Source organism: Aeromonas sp. Y311-2, from assembly GCF_027706025.1.
Classification (GTDB): Bacteria; Pseudomonadota; Gammaproteobacteria; order Enterobacterales; family Aeromonadaceae; genus Aeromonas; species Aeromonas veronii.
Genome location: NZ_JAPDCL010000021.1, coordinates 20,994 through 43,221, shown reverse-complemented (window position 1 = coordinate 43,221; position 22,228 = coordinate 20,994). Strand labels below are relative to the sequence as shown.

The window sequence follows — 22,228 nt, the reverse complement described above, 5'->3', positions numbered from 1 at the left end:
TTTGAGGTTAATCTTGTTTATCAGGTTGGGGTTAACGGGTTAATCGATTTATCTTTCTTGCAGATATCAGTGAGAGAGCAGGCCAATGATTCATTCGAGTTATGTATCCAATTACGACAAGTATCCCGAGATTGCGGTTGCCGGATATGAAGATGCCGCCTGTGCGGGGTGGGACGCGATTGCCCGGCACCTGCTGGCCAAAGTGAACGGGCAGGACAGGGCGAAAGTGGTGCTGGTGATCGACTGCTACCACGGCGTGGATCAGGTTGAGCTGCGCACTCAATTGCTGGAGGAACTTGGCCCCCACACGCTTATCGATGTGGAACAGGCTCGTCTGCCCGAGCCCACCGTGCTGGAGATGCTTGAACGCTTCATCACCGACGATCGGGTATTTGGCGTGATGGCCCCCCACAAGATGGTGGAGTTTTTTGACCCGGCGGCGTTAGCCCACCTGCAACGGCAGGTCGCAGAGATCACCAAGGGGCTGGTGGTGGTGATGGGCAGCGGCGCCTCACTGGTGACGCAAGGGGATATGCGGGTCTACGCCGACCTGGCGCGTTGGGAGATCCAGCAGCGTCTGCGCCGTAAAGAGATTGGCAACTGGGGCGCGGATAACACGGAAGAGGACATTCTGCGCCGCTACAAACGCGCCTTCTTTATCGAGTGGCGGGTGTTTGATCGTCACAAGGTGGCGCAATTACCGACCATTGACTTCTTGCTCGATACCAATATCAAGGGCAAACCGACACTGGTGACGGGAGTGGCACTGCATGCCGCACTGCATCAGGCGGCGCGCCAGCCGTTCCGGGTTGTTCCCTTCTTCGACCCAGGAGTCTGGGGCGGGCAGTGGATGAAGCAGGTGTGTGATCTGGACCCAGCCCAACCCAACTACGCCTGGTGCTTTGACTGTGTACCCGAGGAGAACAGCCTCTACTTGCGTTTTGGCGAGGTGCGGGTAGAGATCCCGTCGCAAAACCTGGTGCTGTGCCAGCCAAAAGCCCTGCTTGGGGAGCAGGTACACGCCCGCTTTGGCGCCGAGTTCCCGATCCGGTTCGATTTTCTCGATACGGTGGGGGGGCAGCCGCTCAGTCTTCAGGTGCATCCGCTGACTGAATACATCCAGCAGGAGTTCGGTATGCACTACACCCAGGACGAGAGCTACTACCTGCTCGATGCCAAGCCGGACTCCTGCGTCTACCTCGGCACCCGTAACGGTATCGACCCGCAGGAGATGCTGGCGGATCTGGCCGCCGCCCAGCGCGGCGAGAAGCCCTTCGACGACGAGCGCTTCATCAACCGCTTCCCGGCCCGCAAGCATGATCACTTCCTGATCCCGGCTGGAACCGTCCACTGCTCGGGAGAGGGAGCCATGGTACTTGAGATCAGCGCCACCCCCTACATTTTCACCTTCAAACTGTGGGACTGGGGCCGGGTTGGGCTCGACGGCATTCCGCGCCCCATCCATCTGGAGCATGGCAGCAAGGTGATCCAGTGGGATCGGGATACCGACTGGACCGAGCGAAATCTGGTCAATTGCATTGAGCCCATCGCTGAAGGGGAAGGGTGGCGTGAAGAGCGCACCGGACTGCATGAGCGGGAATTTATCGAGACTCGTCGCCACTGGTTCAGCGTGCCGGTCGAGCACGACACCGGCGGCACTGTACAAGTGCTCAACCTGATAGAGGGTCGGGAGGCAACGGTAGATAGCCCGGACAACGCCTTCGCCCCCTTCGTGGTGCACTACGCCGAGACCTTTATAGTGCCAGCGTCAGTGGGCCGTTACCGCATCCGCCCGAGTGGCGAGAGTGAAGGGCAGACCATCGCCACCATCAAAGCCTTTGTGAGGGGGTAACCAAGATGCTGAGGATCCTTATCGCAACCCATGGTTCACTGGCGCCGGCCCTGCTGGCCAGCGCCAATATGGTCTACGGCGAGTTGCCCGCCGTAGCCACAGTTTCTCTGACCGAAGAGGGAGGAATAGAGGCGTTTCGCGCCGAGTTTGAACAGACCCTGCGCCGTCATGGCGCGGGGGCTGACGGGGTGTTGGTGCTGTGCGACATGGAGTGCGGCACCCCCTACAACGTGGCATGCCGCTTTGCATTTGATTCCGCATGGCCGCAGCCGGTAGCCGTGGTGACCGGGGTGAATTTTCCCATGCTGCTGATGAGTGCCGACTGGTTGGCGGCAACGGATGTGCACGAGGCTGCCCGCCAGTTGCTGGCCCAGGCACTGGAATCCATGGTGATCCCGGCCCCGGCGGCACACCAGCAAGATGACAACTTCTAGGAGAGCGAGATGGCGATTTCATTTGTACGCATTGATGATCGGGTGATCCACGGTCAGTTGGTGACCCGCTGGGCCAGAGAGCTTCCTTGTGACGGTATCGTCGCGATCGATGATGAGGTGGCGGCCGATCCGCTGCTCTCTCAGGTGATGACGGGGGCTGTGTCGGACACCAAGGTGTGGCTGTTTGATGTGGCTACCGCCATTACCAAGTTGCCCAAGGTGATCGCCAGTGACAAACGCTACTTCGTGATTGGCAAGTCGCCGGTCACCCTGCAGCGCCTGTGCGCCGCCGGGATCTCCCTGGATAATCTCAACGGCAAGATCAACGTCGGGCCCATGAGTGCCCGCGAGCAGACTACCACCATAGGCCCCAACCAGTCGGTGACGGCGCAGGAGATCGCCGCTTTTGATTACTTGGCCAACCTTGGCCACGAGATCGACTTTCGGCTGGTACCGGATGCCAGTCACTACAGCTGGGCAGATGCCCAGAAAAAGCTGAAATAGGGAGCAGAGATCATGTTTCTGGAAGCAACTCTCATCGGGATACTCTGCTATCTCGGTGCCCTCAGCAGCCCCTGGCTGCTGGGCTTGACCGGTGGCTGGTACACCATTACCCGCCCGTTGGTATCGGGCATGCTGGTCGGTGCCATTCTGGGGGATATTCAGACCGGTATCCTGATCGGGGTGGCGGTGCAGGCAGTCTATATCGCCATGGTGACGCCGGGCGGTTCCATGCCGGCGGATCTCAACTTCGTCGCCTTTCCGGCCATTGCGCTGGGCATCATGTCGGGCAAGGAGCCATCGGTAGCCGTGGCGATTGCCGCCACCATCGGCATCGCCGGTACCATCCTCTTCAACTTCATGATGGTGTTCAACTCCTACTGGAACCACAGGGCCGATGTGGCGCTGGAGCTGGGCGATGAACAGGGGGTTTACCTCAACAGCGCCATCTTCCCGCAGGCCAGCAACTTTGTGCTGCGTTTCGTGCCGACCTTCATTGCCGTCTACTTCGGCAACCAGTACATCGAAGGGTTCATGAACAGCCTGCCGGAGCTGGTGATCCGTACCATGACGGTGGTGGGCGGCATTCTGCCTGCGGTCGGTATTGCCATCTTGCTCAAGCAGATCATCAAGCAGAACAGCATGCTGATCTACTTCCTGGTGGGTTTTGTCGGCATCGTTTTTCTCAAGCTCAACATGGTGGGGCTGGTGATGATTGGGGCCCTGCTGGCGCTCATTCACTACAACTACAAGCCGGAACCACGCCCTGCAGTCGCTGCCCGTGCTGCCACCCAAACCGATGATGAGGATGAATTCTGATGAACACAGAGCTGCAATCAGGGGAACTGGCGGCCAAGAAACCGGTTGCTCTTACCTCACGGGATCTGCGTGCCTGCTGGCGTTCGTGGATGATGTACAACCTCTCCTCTATGAGCTTCGAGCGTCTCGAATCGTTCGGCTTTTGCCTTGGCATGATGCCGGCGCTCAAGAAGCTCTATCCCGGCAAGGCTGAACGGATGGAGGCGATGAAACGCCATGCCTCTTTCTATAACACCGAGCCCCAGATCGGCGCCATTATCAACGGGCTGGCAGTCGGGCTTGAAGAGAAGCGGGCCAATGGCGAGAAGATCGACGGTGAGACCATCAATACCCTTAAGGTCGGCCTGATGGGCCCCATCGCTGGCATCGGTGATTCCATGATCCCCGGTATGCTGGTGCCCATTCTGCTCAGTATCGGGATGGCGCTGGCGGCAGGGGGGAGTGTGCTGGGGCCGCTGTTTTACATCATCAGCTTCAACGCCATCACCATTACTGGCTCCTACATGTTGTTTATGAAGGGCTACAAGCTGGGCACTGGTTCGGTGGAGTCTCTGGTCAGTTCAGAGTCGGCCAAGCTGCGCGAGGCGCTCTCCCTGCTCGGGGTCTTTGTGATGGGCGGGGTAGCGGCCAGTTATGTCAACCTCTCCACCGGGCTCGATTTTGTCACCTCGGACGGGGTCAATATCCAGGTTCAGAGCATGCTGGATGGCATCTTCCCCAAACTGATGCCGCTGGTGGTGGTGCTGGGTACCTGGTATCTGATGGCCAAGCGCAACGTCTCGCCGGTCAAAGCGATGCTCGGGCTGTTGGTGCTGGCCTTTGTCGGGGTCGCCATCGGTCTGTTCTGATGGGGTCAAGGCCATTTGGTCAACAATGGGAGAGCCTGGCTCTCCCTTTTTATCGCCGTTGCGAGAGGTAAATCATGCATATCGAGGTGACTGAGGCCGCACAGCGTTGCCATCGCTGGCTGGTCTCCGAGGCGCTGCCCCTTTGGGGCGCGCAGGGGGTTGACCCCGAGCGTGGGCTGTTTGCCGAGGGATTGGATAGTGCTGGCCAGCCTTTGTGGCAGCCGACCCGTTTTCGGGTACAGAGCCGCCAGATCTATGTGTTCAGCCACGTCACCCTGCTGGGGTGGTACGACGGGCGCACCCTTGCCGAGCGTTCTGCATTGGTTGGTATGGGTCATTTTGACGATGGGGCGGGGCATAGCGTTTTCTCCATTAATCGGGATGGTTCGATTGCTGATGCATCAGTCTGCAGCTATGAATACGCGTTTGCCCTGCTGGCTGAGTGTTGGCTCTATCGTCTGAGTGGCGATCCACGCTGGCAACAACAGGCCGAGTCGCGCTATCAGGCCATTGAGCAACTCTTTTTGGACCCGCTGCACGGTGGATTCCACTCCAGTTGGCCATCTGGCCCACTGCGCAGCCAAAATCCCCATATGCATCTGTTCGAGGCGCTGCTGGTAGCGGCAGACAGCTTTGATGATGTGATATGGCAGCAGCGGGCAACCGCGCTGTATCGGCTGTTTCGTCAGCGTTTTCTGGAGCCCGGTTTACTGCGCGAGTTTTTCGACGACGCGCTGCTGGTGCGTCATGCCGATTCCCGTCTTATCGACCCGGGTCATCACTACGAGTGGTGCTGGCTGCTGGCACGCTACCGGACTCTTGCCAGCAGCTGGGAAATCCAGCCAACCAGCACCGAGATTGACGAGGCTGTCGGGATATTGACCCGCGTTGCCATCCGCCACGGGCACGGGCAAACCGGGCTGGTGATCGATGAGCTGACCGATGATGGGCAACCCTATCGCGATACCAGCCGGCTCTGGTGCCAGACCGAACATTTGAAAGCACTCCTGGCGACCTATGAGCAACAGGGGGATGAGGCTACCGCCTGCCAGATCAGCAAGGTAGTTGCGCGGATCTTCCACTACTACCTGTTGCCCGCACAGCCTGGACAATGGATTGATCAAGTAGATAGCGAGGGAAAGCCGCTGACCTCTCATGCGCCAGCCAGCACGTTTTATCATCTGTTTGTGGCGTTTAGTGAACTGGCCCGGATCGCGGGGGTGGGTATCGGGGAGTAGGGTGGCCTATGGGAGACGCTTAAAAATCCCAGCCGGGTTGTGTTTGCGGTTCATTGAGCGCGCCTTCCTGTGCCTTGCGCCGCGCAGCCTCGACCCGGCGTTTGCGATCCCGGCACAGGCGCATCACCTCTTGTTGCTGGGCAGGGGTCATGGTGAGCCAGTTGAAACGCTCTTCGCGATTGCGCAGGCACCCCTTGCAGTATCCTTTGTTGTTCACTTCGCAGACCCCGATGCAGGGGCTCTGCAGCGGGAAGATTTCGAGCTGTTCCATCCATCACCTCGCACATCCTGTCACCTTGTTATAACCCAGCGGATCCCCTTTGGAGAAATCCTGCTTCAAGTGATTGATGTCGTTTGCTTTCCCCCTGCAAATTTGGCATCTTCCCCGCCGAGCATGGCTCTTGGCGTTATATGAGGACATATGAACAAACACGCGTACTGGCTGACCGCCGCAGTGCTGGGACTGGCCGGTTGTGCGGGCAACTCTGACAAAGCAGAAGTGCCCAAAAAACAGACCGACAACAGATGCTTTCTTAACTGCGAGGTGCCGGAAAATCTGGGCAAGCAGTATCTGGACGGGACCTTGCCAGAGGATCTGGTGAGGGTGGAGCGGGTCAATAGCCGTGCGCGTGCCGACTACAGCAAGTTTGGCCCGCAAAGCAGACTGGTATTGGAGCGCTCCGGCAAGATGACCCGCCGTTATGGCGAGCTCTATCACCAGCTCTCCCGCTGGGTAGCGGGCGGTGGCAATCCTGCCGACATCACCCGTTACGGTATCAGCCTGGCCCAGCTGGGCGGTGCCGATCGCATGGGCAACGTGCTCTTTACCGGTTACTACTCGCCAGTGCTGGAAGTGCGCCACCGCCCGGATGCCAAGTATAAATATCCCATCTATGCCATGCCAAAATGTGGCGGTCGCTGTCCGACCCGGGCCGAGATCCATCAGGGAGCACTGGCCAACCGCGGGCTGGAGTTGGGTTACAGCAAATCCCTTATCGATAACTTCCTGATGGATGTGCAGGGCTCGGGCTTTGTCCACTACGGGGATGACGATCGGCTGCAATATCTGGGCTACAGCGGCAAGAACGGCCACGGTTACGTCAGCATCGGCCGGGTGTTGATCGATCGCGGTGAAGTGCCCAAAGAGCAGATGTCGATGAAGGCCATCAAGGAGTGGGCCAACCGCCAGCCGGAGGAGAGCGTCAAGGAGCTGGTGGAGCAGAACCCCTCCTATGTCTTCTTCGAGCGTCGACCCACCAATGATGTGATCGGCGCCGCCGGTATCCCGCTGCTGCCGATGGCGGCCGTCGCTGCCGACAAGACCCTGTTGCCGATGGGGACGCCGATCCTGGCCGAAGTTCCTTTGCTCGATAAAGAGGGCAACTGGACCGGCAAGCACCAGCTGCGCTTGTTGATTGCGCTGGATGTGGGCGGGGCGGTGAAGAAGGGGCACCTCGATCTCTACCACGGTATGGGTGAGAAGGCTGGTGTCGCGGCCGGTCACTACAAGCACTTCGGCCGGGTCTGGAAACTGGGTCTGCACCACGGGCCGACTGCCGCTCCCTGGTTGTAATCCTCTGAGGGGTTTTGGGCGTCTGTCATCGGGCGCCCGAGCAATGTGAAGAGACAAAAAAAGCCGCCGGATTGCTCCGGCGGCTTTCTATTTTGTGCGAGTTGCCAGTCTGTGGCTGCGTCAGCTCTTCTGGATATCCAGCCGGATGGCGCCGACCGGTTTGCAGCAGCAGGGGAGGCACTCCCCTTGGGCGACAAATGCCAGCGGCACCGCAGGATAGTGCACCTTGCCAGCCATCAGCGGAGTGCGGCAGGCGCCGCAATAGCCGCTGCGACATTGGAACTCCACATGATGACCGTGGCGTTCCAGGGTCTCCAACACGCTTTCGCCGGGATGGGCGTGCAGCACGGCACCATCCCGGGTATGTACCCGTGGTGCCACGACCGCATGCTGTTCGGCAGGTGCGTGCGGGGCAGGGGTCAGCGTGTTGGTGGCGTCACTCACAGCTCGAAATCACCCAGGTCGTCGGCATTGACTTCGCTGTCGATCTGACCGACCAGATAGGAGCTGACCTCTACCTCTTGCGGGGCGACCTGTACGTTGTCGGAGGAGAGCCAGGTGTTGATCCAGGGGATCGGGTTTTGCTTGGTGCCGGCAAAGGCTGGCTGCAGGCCGACTGCGCTCATGCGCAGGTTGGTGATGTACTCCACATACTGGCAGAGGATGTCCTTGTTAAGGCCGATCATGGAGCCGTCCTGGAACAGGTACTCGGCCCACTCTTTCTCCTGAATGGCCGCCTCCTTGAAGATCTCGAAGCAGGCCTGTTCGCACTCGGCGGCGATCTCGGCCATCTCCGGGTCATCCTGGCCGGTGCGCATCAGGTTCAGCATGTGTTGGGTACCGGTGAGGTGCAGCGCTTCGTCGCGGGCGATCATCTTGATGATCTTGGCGTTGCCTTCCATCAGTTCGCGCTCGGCGAAGGCAAAGGAGCAGGCGAAGCTGACGTAGAAGCGAATTGCTTCCAGCGCGTTGACGCTCATCAGGCACAGATAAAGTTTCTTCTTGAGCTCGCGCAAGGTGATGGTCACCTCGCGGCCCGCGACGGTGTGGGTCCCTTCACCATGCAGGTTGTAGAGGGCGGTCGCTTCGATCAGGTCGTCGTAGAAGTGGCTGATGGAGCCGGCGCGCTTCAAGATCTGCTCGTTGGTCACGATGTCGTCGAACACCTGGGCGGGGGTGTTGACGATATTGCGGATGATGTGGGTGTAGGAGCGAGAGTGGATGGTCTCCGAGAAGGCCCAGGTCTCAATCCAGGTTTCCAGCTCCGGAATGGAGACCAGCGGCAGCAGGGCCACGTTGGGGCTGCGGCCCTGAATGGAGTCCAGCAGGGTCTGGTACTTCAGGTTGGAGATGAAGATGTGCTGCTCGTGGGGCGGCAGGGCCTGATAGTCGATGCGATCACGGGAGACATCCACCTCTTCCGGGCGCCAGAAGAAGGAGAGCTGCTTCTCGATCAGCCGCTCGAACACTTCGTGCTTTTGTTGATCATAACGGGCTACGTTGACCGATTGGCCAAAAAACATCGGCTCTTTGAGCTGGTCGTTTTGGGTTTGGCAGAAAGTTGAATAGGCCATGGTTACCAGAATATGTGAATAGAGAAAACAGGAGAGCGGGAGCTTCATGCTCCCGCCCGGTTATCAGTTCTTGCCGTGACTTAGATTTTGCAAGCCCCGCCAGCGCAACCGTCATCTTGCAGGTCGGTCTGGGCATCGTCTGCACCATCACGGGTGTTGTGATAGTACAGGGTCTTGAGGCCGTATTTGTAGGCGGTCAGCAAGTCCTTGAGCAGCTGTTTCATCGGGACCTTGTTGCCTTCGAAACGGGCAGGGTCGTAGTTGGTGTTGGCGGAGATCGCCTGATCCACAAACTTCTGCATGATACCGACCAGCTGCAGGTAGCCGTCAACGCTCGGTTGCTTCCAGAGCAATTCGTATTGATCTTTCAGGCGATCATACTCGGGCACCACCTGTTTGAGAATGCCGTCTTTGGAGGCTTTGACCGACACCAGACCGCGTGGCGGCTCGATGCCGTTGGTGGCGTTGGAGATCTGGCTGGAGGTCTCGCTCGGCATCAGGGCGGTCAGGGTGGAGTTGCGCAAGCCCACGGACTTGATCTCTTCACGCAGACTTTCCCAATCCAGATGCAGCGGCTCGTTGCACAGCGCATCCAGATCCTTCTTGTAGGTGTCGATGGGCAGGATGCCCTGGGCATAGGTGGTCTCGCCAAACAGCGGGCAGGGGCCGAACTCGCGGGCCAACTGCACGGAGGCTTTCAGCAGGTAGTACTGGATGGCCTCGAAGGTGCGGTGAGTCAGGGCCAGACCGGATCCGTCGGAGTAACGGGCACCGTTTTTGGCCAGGTAGTAGGCGTAGTTGATGACGCCGATCCCCAGGGTGCGACGACCCATGCTGCCCTTCTTGGCGGCGGCAATCGGGTAGTCCTGATAGTCGAGCAGGGCGTCGAGGGCGCGCACGGCCAGGTCGGCCATCTCTTCCAGATCTTCCAGCTTCTCGATGGCACCAAGGTTAAAGGCGGAGAGGGTGCACAGGGCGATTTCGCCACTCTCGTCGTCGATGTTGTTGAGCGGCTTGGTCGGCAGCGCAATTTCGAGGCAGAGGTTGGACTGGCGTACCGGCGCCACGCTCGGGTCGAACGGGCTGTGGGTGTTGCAGTGATCGACGTTCTGGATGTAGATGCGACCGGTACCGGCACGCTCCTGCATCATCAGGGAGAAGAGGTCTACCGCTTTCAGGGTCTTCTTGCGAATGGCCGGATCCTGCTCGTACTTGACGTAGAGCTCTTCAAACTTGTCCTGATCGGCGAAGAAGGCGTCGTACAGGCCCGGCGCATCGGACGGGGAGAACAGGGTGATGTCACCGCCCTTGATGAGGCGCTGGTACATCAGCTTGTTGATCTGCACGCCGTAGTCCATGTGACGAACACGGTTCTCTTCCACGCCGCGGTTGTTCTTCAGTACCAGCAGGCTTTCCACTTCGGTGTGCCACAGCGGGTAGAACAGGGTAGCCGCACCACCGCGCACGCCGCCCTGGGAGCAGCACTTCACGGCGGTCTGGAAGTATTTGTAGAAGGGGATGCAACCGGTGTGGAACGCTTCGCCGCCACGGATGGGGCTGCCCAGACCGCGGATGCGACCGGCGTTGATGCCGATACCGGCGCGCTGGGAAACGTAACGCACGATGGAGCTGGCGGTGGCGTTGATGGAGTCCAGGCTGTCGTCGCATTCGATCAGTACGCAGGAGCTGAACTGACGGGTCGGGGTGCGCACGCCGCTCATGATCGGGGTCGGCAGGGAGATCTTGAAGGTCGAGACCGCATCATAGAAGCGCTTGATGTAGTCCAGACGGGTATCTTTCGGATACTTGGAGAAGAGGCAGGCCGCAACCAGCATATAGAGGAACTGCGGGCTCTCGTAGATCTCGCCGGTAACGCGGTTCTGGACCAGATATTTGCCTTCCAGCTGTTTGACTGCCGCGTAGGAGAAATCCATGTCGCGCCAGTGATCCAGATGGGTGTTCAGCTCTTCGAATTCGGCCTGGGTGTAGTCTTCCAGCAGGTGCTTGTCGTACTTGCCCATGTCCACCAGACGAGCCACGTGCTGGTAGAGGTGGGGCGGTTCGAACTGGCCGTAGGCCTTCTTGCGCAGGTGGAAGATGGCCAGACGGGCTGCCATGTACTGGTAGTCCGGGGTCTGCTCGGAGATGAGGTCAGCCGTTGCCTTGATGATGGTTTCGTGAATGTCGGCGGTACGGATACCGTCATAGAACTGGATATGGGATTTGAGCTCTACCTGGGAGACCGACACGTTGTCGAGCCCTTCGGCGGCCCAGTCCAGCACGCGGTGAATTTTATCCAGATCGATGGGTTCTTTGTGTCCGTTACGCTTCGTCACAAACAAGTTCATTGGCTGATGACCTTCAGTTGATTCCCGAAAAACCATCGCACAATGGCGCCACCCAGGCCCCGGCGGTGTGCGGGAGTTGGGTAGAGATTGTGCGATGAATCACAAGATGTAGTGTTATTTTAAGTTCGAGCTACAAGATAGTGAGGTCAGTCCGCCATTGCAATGTGTGGATAAGTGACGAGCTGTGGATAAATTGTGAGTCTTGCCCCATCAGTTAGTGACCGCTCACAGTGAGCGGGTTTTCATTCGTCCGCTCCGCTAAATGCAAGTCTCCCGATCGAAGATGGAAAATTTAAATAACTTTTTTTGCTTGCGAAACGGGGGGCTTTTTACTAGCAAACGGCGGCTGATTATCCCTTATGCAACAAGGGTCAAAAGCTGTCCAGTTGTCGCAGCCGCGGGCTCAGCGTGGCAAGGGCTTTGCATCAGATGACGGTGGTTTGTGGCCGCTTTGTGACGGCTGCGAGCTTGTCAAATGGGTATCCAACAGGCAGAAAGCTGCCTTTATTATCCATGAATAGAGGCGTGATGGTGGCGCAGGACGCGGGAGCGTAAAGGAAGAGATGCAAGGGGCGAAGAGTCTCTTTGCCCCGTTATCGCATGTCAGCCGGTAAGGCTGTGCGTTACACCTTGGCCGTCAACTCGTAGCGCAGCCAGTGGTGCAGGGCCTGCACGGTATCAAAGTGCAGATCGGCGCCCCACTGGGCGGGATCTTCCTCATCATTGAGATAGCCCCAGCCAGCGACGGCCGTAAGCATGCCAGCATTGCGGCCCGCTTCGATATCCCGCACATGATCCCCCACATAGAGGCAGTGAGCCGCCTCGACCCCCAGCTTCTCACAAGCAAAGAACATGGGGGCGGGGTCGGGCTTGCGTACCGGCAGGGTGTCGGCGCTGACCGTTACGCCGCAACTGGCAAGCTGTGGCAGGGCTGCCAGCAGTGGCTCGGTGAGAAAGCCCGGCTTGTTGGTGACGATGCCCCAGGGGAGCTGTTTCTCATCGAGCCACTCGATAAGATCCACCATTCCCTCATAGGGACGGGTACCGATGCAGAGATTGGCCGCGTAGTAGTCGAGCAGGGCATTGCGCAGGCGTGTGGCCCCCAGCTCTTCAAGCAGTTCGTCGCCGAGGCCCGCTTTCAGCAGCCCGAGCGCTCCGTGGGAGGTGGTCTGACGAATAATATCGTCAGAGAGCGGCGCAAAGCCTTCGCTGATCAGTACATGGTTGACGGCGGCCCCCAGATCCGGGGCTGTGTCGAGCAGGGTGCCATCCAGATCGAACAGCACACCGCGCAGGGGCAGAGGGTGAGAGGCGTTCATCAACCTTGCTCCGGGCGGACAAACTCCACCATATAGTTGACGTCGACATTCTTGCCGAGCTTGAAACTGTTGGAGAGCGGTGCATAGTGCACACCGCTCATGTCCCGCACCAGCAGGCCCGCTGCTTCCCCCATGCGACACAGTTCGGCCGGGGTGATGAATTTTTTGTGATCGTGGGTACCCTTGGGCACCATCTTCATCAGGTATTCGGCCCCGATGATCATCATCAGATAGGATTTGGGGTTGCGGTTGATGGTGGAGACGAACACCCGGCCGCCCGGGCGTACCAGAGTCGCGATGGCGCGCAGCACGGAGGCGGGGTCCGGCACATGCTCCAGCATCTCCATGCAGGTGACCACATCATACTGGCCCGGCACTTCGGCGGCATGGGCTTCGGCAGTGATCTGGCGATATTCGAGCTCGACACCCTGCTCAAGGGCGTGCAGGCGGGCGACGCCGAGGGGCTCCTTGCCCATGTCGATGCCGGTGACCTTGGCGCCACGGCGGGCCATGCTCTCGGAGAGGATGCCGCCACCACATCCGATATCGAGAATGCGCTTGCCAAACAGACCGCCACTTTTGTCGGTGATCCAGTCAAGGCGTACCGGATTGATTTGATGCAGGGGTTTGAATTCACCTTCCATGTCCCACCAGCGGGAGGCGATGGCTTCAAACTTGGCGATTTCTGTCAGATCGACATTGGCATCACTGTTCATTTTTCGAAGATCCTGTGGCAGGGCGCCCGCTTCTGAGTCATGGGCGCAATCTATTGTCCTGGCGGGCATTATAACGGACGGACTTTGTCACACCAGCCCGATCTGATACCCGATTTGTGGCTTAAGGTATTTGGCTCAGTGTGTTACCATGTCGCGCTGTTTAAGCCAAAGAACAACTAATTAGGGATAAGGCTTTCTATGAGCGATCTGGCCAGAGAGATCACGCCGGTCAACATCGAAGAAGAGCTCAAGAGTTCCTATCTTGATTACGCCATGAGCGTGATCGTAGGACGAGCTCTGCCGGATGTGCGTGATGGCTTGAAACCGGTTCACCGCCGCGTTCTGTTTGCTATGAACGAGTTGGGGAACGACTGGAACAAGCCCTATAAAAAATCGGCCCGTGTGGTCGGTGACGTAATCGGTAAATATCACCCGCACGGCGATATCGCTGTGTATGACACCATTGTCCGGATGGCGCAGGATTTCTCCATGCGTTACATGCTGGTCGATGGTCAGGGCAACTTCGGTTCAGTCGACGGCGACAGCGCCGCGGCGATGCGTTATACCGAAGTGCGGATGGCCCGCATCTCCCACGAGCTGCTGGCTGATCTGGACAAAGAGACCGTGGACTGGGTGCCGAACTATGACGGCACCGAGATGATCCCGGCTGTCATGCCTACCAAGGTTCCCAACCTGCTGGTCAACGGCTCCTCCGGTATCGCGGTGGGCATGGCGACCAACATTCCGCCTCACAACCTCACCGAGATTGTCAATGGCTGTCTGGCGCTGATCGAAAACGGCGACCTCACCATTGACGAGCTGATGACCTACATCACCGGCCCGGATTTTCCCACCGGCGGCATTATCAACGGTCGTTCCGGCATCGTGCAGGCGTACCGTACCGGTCGTGGCTCCATCTATGTGCGGGCCAAAGCTGAAGTGGAAGTGGACGAGAAGACCAGTCGCGAGACCATCATCGTTCACGAGATCCCCTATCAGGTGAACAAGGCTCGACTGATCGAGAAGATCGCCGAGCTGGTCAAAGAGAAGAAGATCGAGGGCATCAGTGCCCTGCGCGATGAGTCTGACAAAGACGGCATGCGCATCGTTATCGAGATCAAGCGCGGTGAGTCCGGCGAGATTGTGCTGAACAATCTCTACAAGCACACCCAGATGCAGACCACATTCGGCATCAACATGGTGGCGCTCGATAACAACCAGCCCAAGGTGATGAACCTTAAAGAGATCCTGGATGCGTTCCTGCTGCACCGCCGTGAAGTGGTGACTCGCCGGACCGTGTTCGAATTGCGCAAGGCGCGGGATCGGGCGCACATTTTGGAAGGTCTGGCGGTTGCGCTGGCCAACATTGATCCCATCATCGAGCTGATTCGCCACAGCGCGACCCCGGCCGACGCGAAAGCGGGCCTGGTTGCCAAGGGCTGGGAACTCGGCAACGTGGCCGCCATGCTGGAAAAAGCGGGCGACGATGCGGCACGGCCAGAGTGGCTGGAGCCGGAGTTCGGTATCCGTGAAGGTCAATACTTCCTGACCGAACAGCAAGCCCAGGCCATCCTTGACCTGCGTCTGCACAAGCTGACTGGCCTCGAGCACGAGAAGATCCTGGAAGAGTACCAGTCTCTGCTGGATCTGATTGCCGAGTTGCTGCACATCCTGGCGAGCCCGGCTCGTCTGATGGAAGTGATCCGCGATGAACTGCTGGCCGTGCGTGAGCAGTATGGCGACGAGCGTCGCACCGAGATCAGCATGTCCAGTGCCGAGATCAACATCGAAGATTTGATCACCCCGGAAGACGTGGTGGTTACCCTGTCTCACCAGGGCTATGTGAAGTATCAGCCGCTCTCCGACTACGAGGCCCAGCGCCGCGGCGGTCGTGGCAAGTCGGCCACCCGGATCAAGGAAGAGGACTTTGTGGAGCGTCTGCTGGTGGCCAACACCCACGACACCATTTTGTGCTTCTCCACCCGTGGCAAGGTCTACTGGCTCAAGGTTTACCAGCTGCCGGAGGCGTCCCGTGGCGCCCGTGGTCGTCCGATCATCAACCTGCTGCCGCTGGAAGAGGGTGAGCGTATCACCGCTATCCTGCCGGTGAAGGAGTATGACGCCGAGAAGTATGTGTTCTTCGCCACCGCCAACGGTACCGTGAAGAAGACCAGCCTCTCAGACTTCAGCCGTCCGCTCTCCTCCGGTATTCGTGCCATCAACCTCAAAGAGGGTGATGAGCTGATCGGGGTGGATATCACCGACGGCAGCAACGAGATCATGCTCTTCTCCGACGCGGGCAAAGTCGTTCGCTTCGCGGAAGGCAGCGGTCGCGCCGATGCCGATGTCAGCGATGACGTTGAAACCGACGACGATGCCGGCAATGACGATGATGGCAGCGACAACGGCGAAGGCACCGAAAGCAAGGGCACCTTCAAGGGCGTGCGCCCGATGGGTCGTACCGCCGCCGGTGTCCGTGGCATCAAGCTGGGCGCCGGTGACAAGGTGGTTTCCCTCATCGTTCCGCGCGGCGAAGGTGCCATCCTCACCGCCACCGAGAACGGTTACGGCAAGCGGACTGCGTTGGCCGAATACCCGACCAAGAGTCGTGGTACCCAGGGCGTTATCTCCATCAAGGTGGATGAGCGCAACGGCAAGGTGATTGATGCGATCCAGGTCGAAGATACTGACCAGATCATGCTGATCACCAACGGCGGCACCCTGGTGCGTACCCGTGTTGCCGAGGTGAGCGTTATTGGCCGTAACACCGGCGGTGTCCGTCTGATCCGTACCGGTGAAGACGAGACCGTGGTTGGCCTGCAGCGCATCGCCGAGAGCGACGAAGACGAGAACGACGCGCTGGCCGTTGACGGTGAGGTATCTGAAGGTACCGATACCGCGACCGGCACTGATGCAGTCGATGCTGGGGAAGCGGGCAACGAGTAATCGTCACCTGTTACCCGAGCAACGTCTCTGAGCAAAAAGAGCGACCCTGGTGGTCGCTCTTTTTATTTGTCTGCTTTTTATGACTCTACGCTGCTCTTACGGCTGGATCACTCCTGCAGCCACATTCTGGCGCTGCGGGCGGGAATGGCGACCCGTACCCACTGGCTCTGCACGTTGACTACGGCCCCTTGGTCGAGCACGTCCCGATAGTTGCGATACCAGTTCATCTCGAACCTGGCGGTATCGAGCCAATACTCCTGCTCGTAGTCGCACTTGTTGATACCGACCAGCCCCTGTTTGCCCCGCTTGAACAGCACGAAGCAGTCACCGCTGCCGATCAACTGCATCGGTTGACCCTGCACCGCATTGTGGAAGCGGATCATCCCCTTGAGATCGGCGCGCTGGTAGTAATCCTGCCAGCGCAGTCCATCCTTGGCCTGGGTCTCGCCGTGATCGGAGTAGATCAGCGGCGAGCCACCATCGCGGCCGAGCAGGTAGGCATAGGCCAGCTTCTCGTCAGTCTGGCTTAAGATCTGATAGCGGAAGCCGTCGTTGGTGGGGATGTCGTGGGTCACGGCAAAGGTGACGGCGCGACTGCCCGGTAGTGCCTGACCGTAGGCGCCCGGATCCGCCAGCAGGTTCATGCTGCCACCGTAACTGAAGGCGCCGCGCAGGGAGGCAAACAACGGAAAGTCATAGGCTCCCTGGCCGCTGCTGTCGAGGTAGGGTTTGAGGAAGCGCTCGTAATCGGTGCTGCCTGCCCCCCCAGTGGTAATCACCTCGCCAAACACGTGCATCCCCTGTTTGATCTCGGGGGTGAACACAGCATTGATCTGGTAATCGCTCATGTGTTTGACCGCATCGACCCGAAAACCCTTGATCCCCATCCCCTTGAGTGCTTTGAGGTAGGCCTGTTGCTGACTCACTACCCAGTTGTTGGGATCCAGATCCGGCAGCCCCTTGTCACTGGCGCCACCACAGAGTCGCCAATACTGGACATGACCCGGATCGCTCCAGTCGCTGATGCACCCTTCGGGATGAAAATCCTGACCGGAGAGGAAGTTTTGCCCCAGATCGCCAAACAGTTTCTGGCTCTCGAAATAGGCTGGGTTGCTGGCGTAGCTTTGCAGCAGCTCGTTGCCGGGATAGCTGAGGTCCTGGCGTTTCCAGCTTTCGTTGGCCATGTGGTTGAGCACCACATCGGCGTAGACGGCGATGCCCCGCGCCTTCATGGCGGCGATCAGCTGCTCGAGATCCTGCTTGTTGCCAAGAGGGGAGTCGACAAGACGCAGATCCTGCGGCTGGTAACGGGCCCACCACTCGTTGCCTGATGACTTGAGAGGCGGCGAGATGAGTACCTGTTTGTAACCGGCCGACTTGATAAGGTCGGCTTTGGCGGTCACTTCACTGTACTTCCAGTTGAAGGCGTGAAGTATGACGTCGGCGTGCGCCAAGGGGGCGATCAGCATGCCTGCGATCGCCCATATTCCCGCTGTGTGTTTCATTATTGTGTCCCTGTTTTTATTGATGCCTGAATGGGCAAGCCAGCTTTGGCGGGAACAGAGTGAGCTGCAATCCACAACCTGCAGATTTGTGACCGCTTTCAGGATGATTTCGCCGAATATGTGAACTGTTTCGGCTTTTCCTCGCCACCGCCAGTTGCCTTTTTACAAGTGATTTTTTTGTCATTTCCCTGTCATTCCCAGCCGCTATCCTGCCAGGCGAGTGGTGCGTTGTTGCCATCACCTTCACCGTCAGGAGCTGCATATGACCAGTTGGATCACGTGGGAAATTTGGTGGAGCCGGGTATGGGGCGAGTCAGAGGTGCCGCTGTATGAAGAGGATGAGCACGAAGTGGCTCATGAGCCCTCGCGACTACCGGTTGAAATGGTGCAACAGGGTCGGGATCAGCGCGCAGGCTAAGGCGTTAGCCCTCTCTTTACCGGGTAGCGCTTTCTTGTCGCGACATGGCTACTTCGTTGGAAAATTCTGAAAAGCGGGGTTTCCACAGGATGTGTTGCGGCAGGCCTTCCTCTCAACCTCTTGGCACGCCTGATGTGTGAAGGGCGTGAGCAGGGGGATTAGAAGAGCGACAGCTGCTCCCCGGGGCGGATAAACCCATCCAGCCTGAGCTGAATATGACGTTTGCCCAGATCGAGGCGCTTGCTGATGAGGCGAAAGCGCTGGGCCAGCAGATCGGCAAAGTGCCCCTCACCGCGCATGCGGGTACCGAAGGCGGTACTGTTGAGCCCGCCACCGCGGCTGGCTCGCAACTGATTCAAAATAGCCTCCTTCTGGCCCGGATAGTGGGTATCGAGCCAGTCATCAAATAGCGGCGCCAGCTCGTGGGGCAGCCGCAGCAGGATGTAATCGGCGCAACTGGCGCCAGCCTCGGCAGCCGATTTGATGATCTGCTCCAGCTCAGGTTCATTGAGCCGCGGGATCATGGGGGCGGCCAGTACCCCCACCTGCACGCCAGCGTTGGCCAGCTTCTCGATCACTTTCAAGCGGCCTGCACCCGTGCTGGCGCGGGGCTCCAGCTGTCGGCGCAGGGTTTCGTTCAAGGTCGTCACCGATACCATCACCTGACACAGTCCCTCTCTGGCCAGCTCGGTCAACAGATCGAGGTCGCGCAAGATCATGGCGCTCTTGGTAATGAGCCCGACCGGATGGCGGTGGGCCAGCATCACTTCCAGCAACTGCCGGGTGAGGCGATAGCGCTGCTCGATGGGTTGATAGGGGTCGGTATTGGCGCCAATGAAGATGGTCTGTGGCTGATAGGCCGGTTTGGCAAACTCCCGACGCAGCAGGTCGGCTGCATTGCGTTTGGCAAACAGCTTGCTCTCGAAATCGAGACCGGGGGAGAGCTCCAGATAGGCATGGCTGGGTCTGGCATAGCAGTAGATGCAGCCGTGTTCGCACCCCTGATAGGGGTTGATGGAACGACCAAAGGGGACATCTGGCGAGCTGTTGTAGCTGATGATGCTGCGTGCATCAATCTCCCGCACCTCGGTGCCAGGCACAGAAGGAGTAAAGACGGCATCCCAATTGGACGATTGCCAGCCGTCATCAACCGCTTCGACAAGGGGGCCGCTAAAACGGTGATCGATATTGTGGGGGCTGCCTCGTCCTGCCATGGTGTGCACCGATACTGTTTATACATACAGTTATTTTGCAGGTGCACCGGATAAATGACAACAACTGCTGATCGACCGGGTGCAAAAAGGGTTGTCGCAGGGATCTCTTGCTTGATCGCAACGCTACATTTCGTTTACATAGACGAAATGAGAACTGGATCACGGAAATCATCATGAGACCCACCACTTCCCGCTGGCTATTTATCGGTCTGCTTGCGCTGGTTATCTGGCGTCTGCTTCCGCTCTCCACCGAGCTGGAGATGGCTGCTGCCAACCGTGCTTGGCGTACCGGTCACTTCGATGAGGCGACCCGGATCTGGTCGCCACTGGCGGCGCAAGGGCAACCTAGGGCGCAAGCCTTGATGGGCTGGAGCCATGAAATGGGGCAGGGGAGCGAGCAGGATATCCATCAGGCCATCAGCCTCTATAGCCAGTCGGCGCAGGCAGGGGATCCCTTCGGTCAATACCGGCTGGGGGAGGCCTATCTGCGCGGTGTCGGGGTCAAGCGTGATCTGCGCCAAGCCTTTCACTGGATGGATCAGGCTGCCCGTAATGGTGATGTGCCGGCCATGCTGAAAGTCGGCGTCCTTCATCTGATGGGGGTCAGCGGCAGAGTCGATTTGCCTCAGGCGAAACAGTGGCTCTATCAGGCGGCACAAAAGGGCAACAAGCTGGCGCTTCAGGTGCTGCAAGAGCTGGCGCTGGCAGAGGAGGGGAGCAGTGACTTTGACTTCAACTGGCAATCCCTGCTTGGCGAATAGTCGGCAGGCGACTCATTTGACTGTAGAAAATATCTGCAAATCCGATACAGCACGCCCGACTTCTGGTAACATGGGGCCGTTTTGGCTTGGTCTGTCACGTTAGACATGTGGTTTATGTGTCAGGCCGTCTTCGCAAAGTGCTGTGGAGAACCAGAACATCACCTTTTTGAATCTCTTTTCCATCCCGCATGTGACCTTTGGTAGGGGTCACCACTGTATAAGGAAACACATAATGCCAATCATTACTCTGCCTGACGGCAGCCAACGTCAATTTGCCCACTCTGTTTCCGTCATGGATGTGGCTGCGGACATCGGTCCCGGTCTCGCCAAGGCGTGCATTGCCGGTCGGGTAAACGGTGAACTGGTGGATGCGTGCGAGCTGATCGAAGCCGATGCAGCGCTGGCCATCATCACCGCCAAAGACGAAGAAGGTCTGGACATCCTGCGCCACTCCTGCGCCCACTTGCTGGGTCATGCTATCAAGCAACTCTGGCCCCAGACCAAGATGGCCATCGGTCCTGTCATCGACAACGGCTTCTACTATGACGTTGATCTTGACCGTACCCTGACCGATGAAGATCTGGCTGCCCTGGAAGAGCGCATGCTGGCGCTGGTAGCCAAGGATTACGACGTCATCAAGAAGAAAGTCTCCTGGCAAGAAGCGCGCGATGTATTCGAGGCGCGCGGCGAGTCTTACAAAGTCGAAATCCTGGATCAGAACATTGCCCGTGATGACCAGCCAGGTCTCTATCATCACGAAGAGTACATCGACATGTGTCGCGGCCCGCACGTGCCCAACATGCGTCACTGCCACCACTTCAAGTTGCTGAAGATGTCCGGCGCCTACTGGCGTGGCGACTCCAACAACAAGATGCTGCAGCGTATCTACGGTACCGCCTGGGCTGACAAGAAGCAGCTCAAGGCCTATCTGCAGCGCCTGGAAGAGGCCGCCAAGCGTGACCACCGCAAGATCGGCAAGCAGCTCGACCTGTATCACATGCAGGAAGAAGCACCCGGTATGGTGTTCTGGCACAACGATGGCTGGACCATCTTCCGTGAGCTGGAAACCTTTATCCGCGGCAAGCTCAAAGAGTACGACTATCAGGAAGTGAAAGGTCCGTTCATGATGGACCGCGTCCTGTGGGAGCGTTCAGGTCACTGGGAGAAGTATGCCCAGGCCATGTTCACCACCCAGTCCGAAAATCGCGAGTACGCCATCAAGCCGATGAACTGCCCGGGTCACGTCCAGATCTTCAACCAGGGTCTGAAGTCCTACCGTGATTTGCCGCTGCGTATGGCCGAGTTTGGTTCCTGCCACCGCAACGAGCCGTCTGGTTCCCTGCACGGTCTGATGCGGGTGCGCGGTTTCACTCAGGATGACGCTCACATCTTCTGTACCGAAGAGCAGATCATGGAAGAGGTCTCCGGCTGTATTCGTATGGTCTATGACGTCTACGGTACCTTTGGCTTCGAGAACATCGTGGTCAAGCTCTCCACTCGTCCCGAGCAGCGTATCGGCTCCGACGAGATGTGGGATCGCGCCGAGAAAGCGCTGGCCGAAGCGCTGGAGCTCAACGGTCTGAAGTACGATCTGCAGCCGGGTGAAGGGGCGTTCTACGGTCCCAAAATTGAATTTACCCTGCACGATTGCCTTGATCGTGCGTGGCAATGTGGTACCGTGCAGCTCGACTTTGCCCTGCCTGGTCGTCTGGGTGCCACTTATGTGGGCGAAAACAACGATCGCCATGTACCCGTGATGATCCACCGGGCCATCCTGGGTTCTATCGAGCGCTTCATCGGTATTCTGACTGAAGAGTACGCCGGTCTGTTCCCGACCTGGTTGGCACCGACTCAGGCTGTGGTCATGAATATCACGGACAATCAGGCCGATTATGCGGTGAAAGTAGCCAAAGCATTGAATGATGCGGGCCTTCGCGCAAAAGCGGACTTGAGAAATGAGAAGATTGGCTTTAAAATCCGCGAGCATACTTTGAAGCGAGTACCTTTCATGCTGGTCTGCGGCGATAAAGAAGTTGAAGCCGGTAAGATTGCAGTACGGACTCGTAAAGGGGCTGACCTGGGCACTTATCCTGTTGAAGAGTTTATCGCTCTGTTGACCCAGGAAGTTCAGACCCGCGGACAAAAGAAAGTGGAGGAATAAG

19 protein-coding genes are annotated in these 22,228 nt (G+C 58.4%); 11 read left to right on the top strand and 8 right to left on the bottom strand.

Going from position 1 to position 22,228, the window contains the following annotated elements:
* Nucleotides 1-85: 85 nt before the first annotated feature.
* The 6 genes from OKC42_RS17485 (at nt 86) to OKC42_RS17460 (ending at nt 5,692) form a co-directional block, all read left to right on the top strand.
* Nucleotides 86-1,852 (top strand): class I mannose-6-phosphate isomerase, encoded by a 1,767-nt coding sequence (locus OKC42_RS17485; RefSeq protein WP_151285989.1) that lies wholly within the window; start codon nt 86-88, stop codon nt 1,850-1,852.
* 5 nt (nt 1,853-1,857) lie between these two features.
* Nucleotides 1,858-2,286 (top strand): PTS sugar transporter subunit IIA, encoded by a 429-nt coding sequence (locus OKC42_RS17480; RefSeq protein WP_127005574.1) that lies wholly within the window; start codon nt 1,858-1,860, stop codon nt 2,284-2,286.
* 9 nt (nt 2,287-2,295) lie between these two features.
* A complete protein-coding gene (locus tag OKC42_RS17475; RefSeq protein ID WP_064341276.1) occupies nt 2,296-2,790 on the top strand; it encodes a PTS system mannose/fructose/N-acetylgalactosamine-transporter subunit IIB in 495 nt (164 codons plus the stop codon).
* A 12-nt stretch (nt 2,791-2,802) separates the two neighbouring features.
* Nucleotides 2,803-3,606, top strand: coding sequence for a PTS mannose/fructose/sorbose/N-acetylgalactosamine transporter subunit IIC (locus tag OKC42_RS17470; protein ID WP_110303716.1), 804 nt, complete (start codon nt 2,803-2,805; stop codon nt 3,604-3,606).
* Nucleotides 3,606-4,454 (top strand): PTS system mannose/fructose/sorbose family transporter subunit IID, encoded by an 849-nt coding sequence (locus OKC42_RS17465; RefSeq protein ID WP_270820357.1) that lies wholly within the window; start codon nt 3,606-3,608, stop codon nt 4,452-4,454. The genes OKC42_RS17470 and OKC42_RS17465 overlap by 1 nt, the downstream gene beginning before the upstream one ends.
* 74 nt (nt 4,455-4,528) lie before the next feature.
* Nucleotides 4,529-5,692, top strand: coding sequence for an AGE family epimerase/isomerase (locus OKC42_RS17460; protein ID WP_270820356.1), 1,164 nt, complete (start codon nt 4,529-4,531; stop codon nt 5,690-5,692).
* Nucleotides 5,693-5,711: 19 nt separating this feature from the next.
* Here OKC42_RS17460 and OKC42_RS17455 read toward each other — a convergent pair whose 3' ends face one another.
* Nucleotides 5,712-5,963 carry a DUF1289 domain-containing protein gene (locus tag OKC42_RS17455; protein WP_139741195.1) on the bottom strand — a complete coding sequence of 84 codons (252 nt, stop codon included), beginning with the start codon at nt 5,961-5,963 and terminating at the stop codon, nt 5,712-5,714.
* 150 nt (nt 5,964-6,113) lie between these two features.
* Here OKC42_RS17455 and mltA point away from each other — a divergent pair, with 150 nt between their 5' ends.
* Nucleotides 6,114-7,265 (top strand): murein transglycosylase A, encoded by a 1,152-nt coding sequence (mltA, locus tag OKC42_RS17450; protein ID WP_064337973.1) that lies wholly within the window; start codon nt 6,114-6,116, stop codon nt 7,263-7,265.
* 120 nt (nt 7,266-7,385) lie between these two features.
* Here mltA and yfaE read toward each other — a convergent pair whose 3' ends face one another.
* From yfaE to ubiG, 5 genes are all read right to left on the bottom strand, one after another.
* Nucleotides 7,386-7,709, bottom strand: coding sequence for a class I ribonucleotide reductase maintenance protein YfaE (gene yfaE / locus OKC42_RS17445; protein WP_005345363.1), 324 nt, complete (start codon nt 7,707-7,709; stop codon nt 7,386-7,388).
* Nucleotides 7,706-8,839, bottom strand: coding sequence for a class Ia ribonucleoside-diphosphate reductase subunit beta (gene nrdB / locus OKC42_RS17440; protein WP_005336708.1), 1,134 nt, complete (start codon nt 8,837-8,839; stop codon nt 7,706-7,708). Before nrdB ends, yfaE begins: the two co-directional genes overlap by 4 nt.
* A gap of 80 nt (nt 8,840-8,919) precedes the next feature.
* On the bottom strand, nt 8,920-11,187 hold the full coding sequence (gene nrdA, locus OKC42_RS17435) for a class 1a ribonucleoside-diphosphate reductase subunit alpha (protein WP_019838757.1): 2,268 nt from the start codon (nt 11,185-11,187) through the stop codon (nt 8,920-8,922).
* 623 nt (nt 11,188-11,810) lie between these two features.
* Entirely contained in the window at nt 11,811-12,506 is a 696-nt protein-coding gene (locus OKC42_RS17430) for an HAD family hydrolase (RefSeq protein ID WP_201910813.1), read from the bottom strand.
* A complete protein-coding gene (ubiG, locus tag OKC42_RS17425) occupies nt 12,506-13,222 on the bottom strand; it encodes a bifunctional 2-polyprenyl-6-hydroxyphenol methylase/3-demethylubiquinol 3-O-methyltransferase UbiG (RefSeq protein ID WP_064341269.1) in 717 nt (238 codons plus the stop codon). The genes OKC42_RS17430 and ubiG overlap by 1 nt, the downstream gene beginning before the upstream one ends.
* Before the next feature lie 198 nt (nt 13,223-13,420).
* Here ubiG and gyrA point away from each other — a divergent pair, with 198 nt between their 5' ends.
* Nucleotides 13,421-16,168 (top strand): DNA topoisomerase (ATP-hydrolyzing) subunit A, encoded by a 2,748-nt coding sequence (gyrA, locus tag OKC42_RS17420; RefSeq protein ID WP_270820355.1) that lies wholly within the window; start codon nt 13,421-13,423, stop codon nt 16,166-16,168.
* Between the two features lie 107 nt (nt 16,169-16,275).
* Here the strand turns inward: gyrA and OKC42_RS17415 are convergent, their stop codons facing one another.
* The gene (locus OKC42_RS17415; protein ID WP_270820354.1) at nt 16,276-17,673 is read right to left on the bottom strand and encodes an alpha-amylase family protein; all 1,398 of its coding nucleotides are present in this window, start codon (nt 17,671-17,673) and stop codon (nt 16,276-16,278) included.
* A gap of 262 nt (nt 17,674-17,935) precedes the next feature.
* Here OKC42_RS17415 and OKC42_RS17410 point away from each other — a divergent pair, with 262 nt between their 5' ends.
* The gene (locus tag OKC42_RS17410) at nt 17,936-18,091 is read left to right on the top strand and encodes a hypothetical protein (protein WP_005345370.1); all 156 of its coding nucleotides are present in this window, start codon (nt 17,936-17,938) and stop codon (nt 18,089-18,091) included.
* Between the two features lie 158 nt (nt 18,092-18,249).
* On the opposite strand, the gene OKC42_RS17405 is transcribed toward OKC42_RS17410, so the two are convergent.
* Complete coding sequence (locus tag OKC42_RS17405) at nt 18,250-19,305, bottom strand: PA0069 family radical SAM protein (RefSeq protein ID WP_270820353.1); 1,056 nt, start codon at nt 19,303-19,305, stop codon at nt 18,250-18,252.
* Between the two features lie 173 nt (nt 19,306-19,478).
* Between OKC42_RS17405 and OKC42_RS17400 the strand changes: the two genes are divergently transcribed.
* Entirely contained in the window at nt 19,479-20,066 is a 588-nt protein-coding gene (locus OKC42_RS17400; protein WP_040065596.1) for a tetratricopeptide repeat protein, read from the top strand.
* A gap of 232 nt (nt 20,067-20,298) precedes the next feature.
* On the top strand, nt 20,299-22,227 hold the full coding sequence (gene thrS / locus OKC42_RS17395; RefSeq protein ID WP_005336690.1) for a threonine--tRNA ligase: 1,929 nt from the start codon (nt 20,299-20,301) through the stop codon (nt 22,225-22,227).
* Nucleotide 22,228 lies beyond the last annotated feature (1 nt).

Bases quoted from the DNA above. Each gene is read 5' to 3' on its own strand.
- thrS (WP_005336690.1), top strand. From the start codon at position 20,299: ATGCCAATCATTACTCTGCCTGACGGCAGCCAACGTCAATTTGCCCAC.
- OKC42_RS17430 (WP_201910813.1), bottom strand. From the start codon at position 12,506: ATGAACGCCTCTCACCCTCTGCCCCTGCGCGGTGTGCTGTTCGATCTG.
- OKC42_RS17480 (WP_127005574.1), top strand. From the start codon at position 1,858: ATGCTGAGGATCCTTATCGCAACCCATGGTTCACTGGCGCCGGCCCTG.
- nrdB (WP_005336708.1), bottom strand. From the start codon at position 8,839: ATGGCCTATTCAACTTTCTGCCAAACCCAAAACGACCAGCTCAAAGAG.
- OKC42_RS17410 (WP_005345370.1), top strand. From the start codon at position 17,936: ATGACCAGTTGGATCACGTGGGAAATTTGGTGGAGCCGGGTATGGGGC.
- OKC42_RS17455 (WP_139741195.1), bottom strand. From the start codon at position 5,963: ATGGAACAGCTCGAAATCTTCCCGCTGCAGAGCCCCTGCATCGGGGTC.
- OKC42_RS17460 (WP_270820356.1), top strand. From the start codon at position 4,529: ATGCATATCGAGGTGACTGAGGCCGCACAGCGTTGCCATCGCTGGCTG.
- OKC42_RS17415 (WP_270820354.1), bottom strand. From the start codon at position 17,673: ATGAAACACACAGCGGGAATATGGGCGATCGCAGGCATGCTGATCGCC.
- OKC42_RS17485 (WP_151285989.1), top strand. From the start codon at position 86: ATGATTCATTCGAGTTATGTATCCAATTACGACAAGTATCCCGAGATT.
- OKC42_RS17475 (WP_064341276.1), top strand. From the start codon at position 2,296: ATGGCGATTTCATTTGTACGCATTGATGATCGGGTGATCCACGGTCAG.
- OKC42_RS17405 (WP_270820353.1), bottom strand. From the start codon at position 19,305: ATGGCAGGACGAGGCAGCCCCCACAATATCGATCACCGTTTTAGCGGC.
- gyrA (WP_270820355.1), top strand. From the start codon at position 13,421: ATGAGCGATCTGGCCAGAGAGATCACGCCGGTCAACATCGAAGAAGAG.
- OKC42_RS17465 (WP_270820357.1), top strand. From the start codon at position 3,606: ATGAACACAGAGCTGCAATCAGGGGAACTGGCGGCCAAGAAACCGGTT.
- ubiG (WP_064341269.1), bottom strand. From the start codon at position 13,222: ATGAACAGTGATGCCAATGTCGATCTGACAGAAATCGCCAAGTTTGAA.
- mltA (WP_064337973.1), top strand. From the start codon at position 6,114: ATGAACAAACACGCGTACTGGCTGACCGCCGCAGTGCTGGGACTGGCC.
- OKC42_RS17400 (WP_040065596.1), top strand. From the start codon at position 19,479: ATGAGACCCACCACTTCCCGCTGGCTATTTATCGGTCTGCTTGCGCTG.
- OKC42_RS17470 (WP_110303716.1), top strand. From the start codon at position 2,803: ATGTTTCTGGAAGCAACTCTCATCGGGATACTCTGCTATCTCGGTGCC.
- nrdA (WP_019838757.1), bottom strand. From the start codon at position 11,187: ATGAACTTGTTTGTGACGAAGCGTAACGGACACAAAGAACCCATCGAT.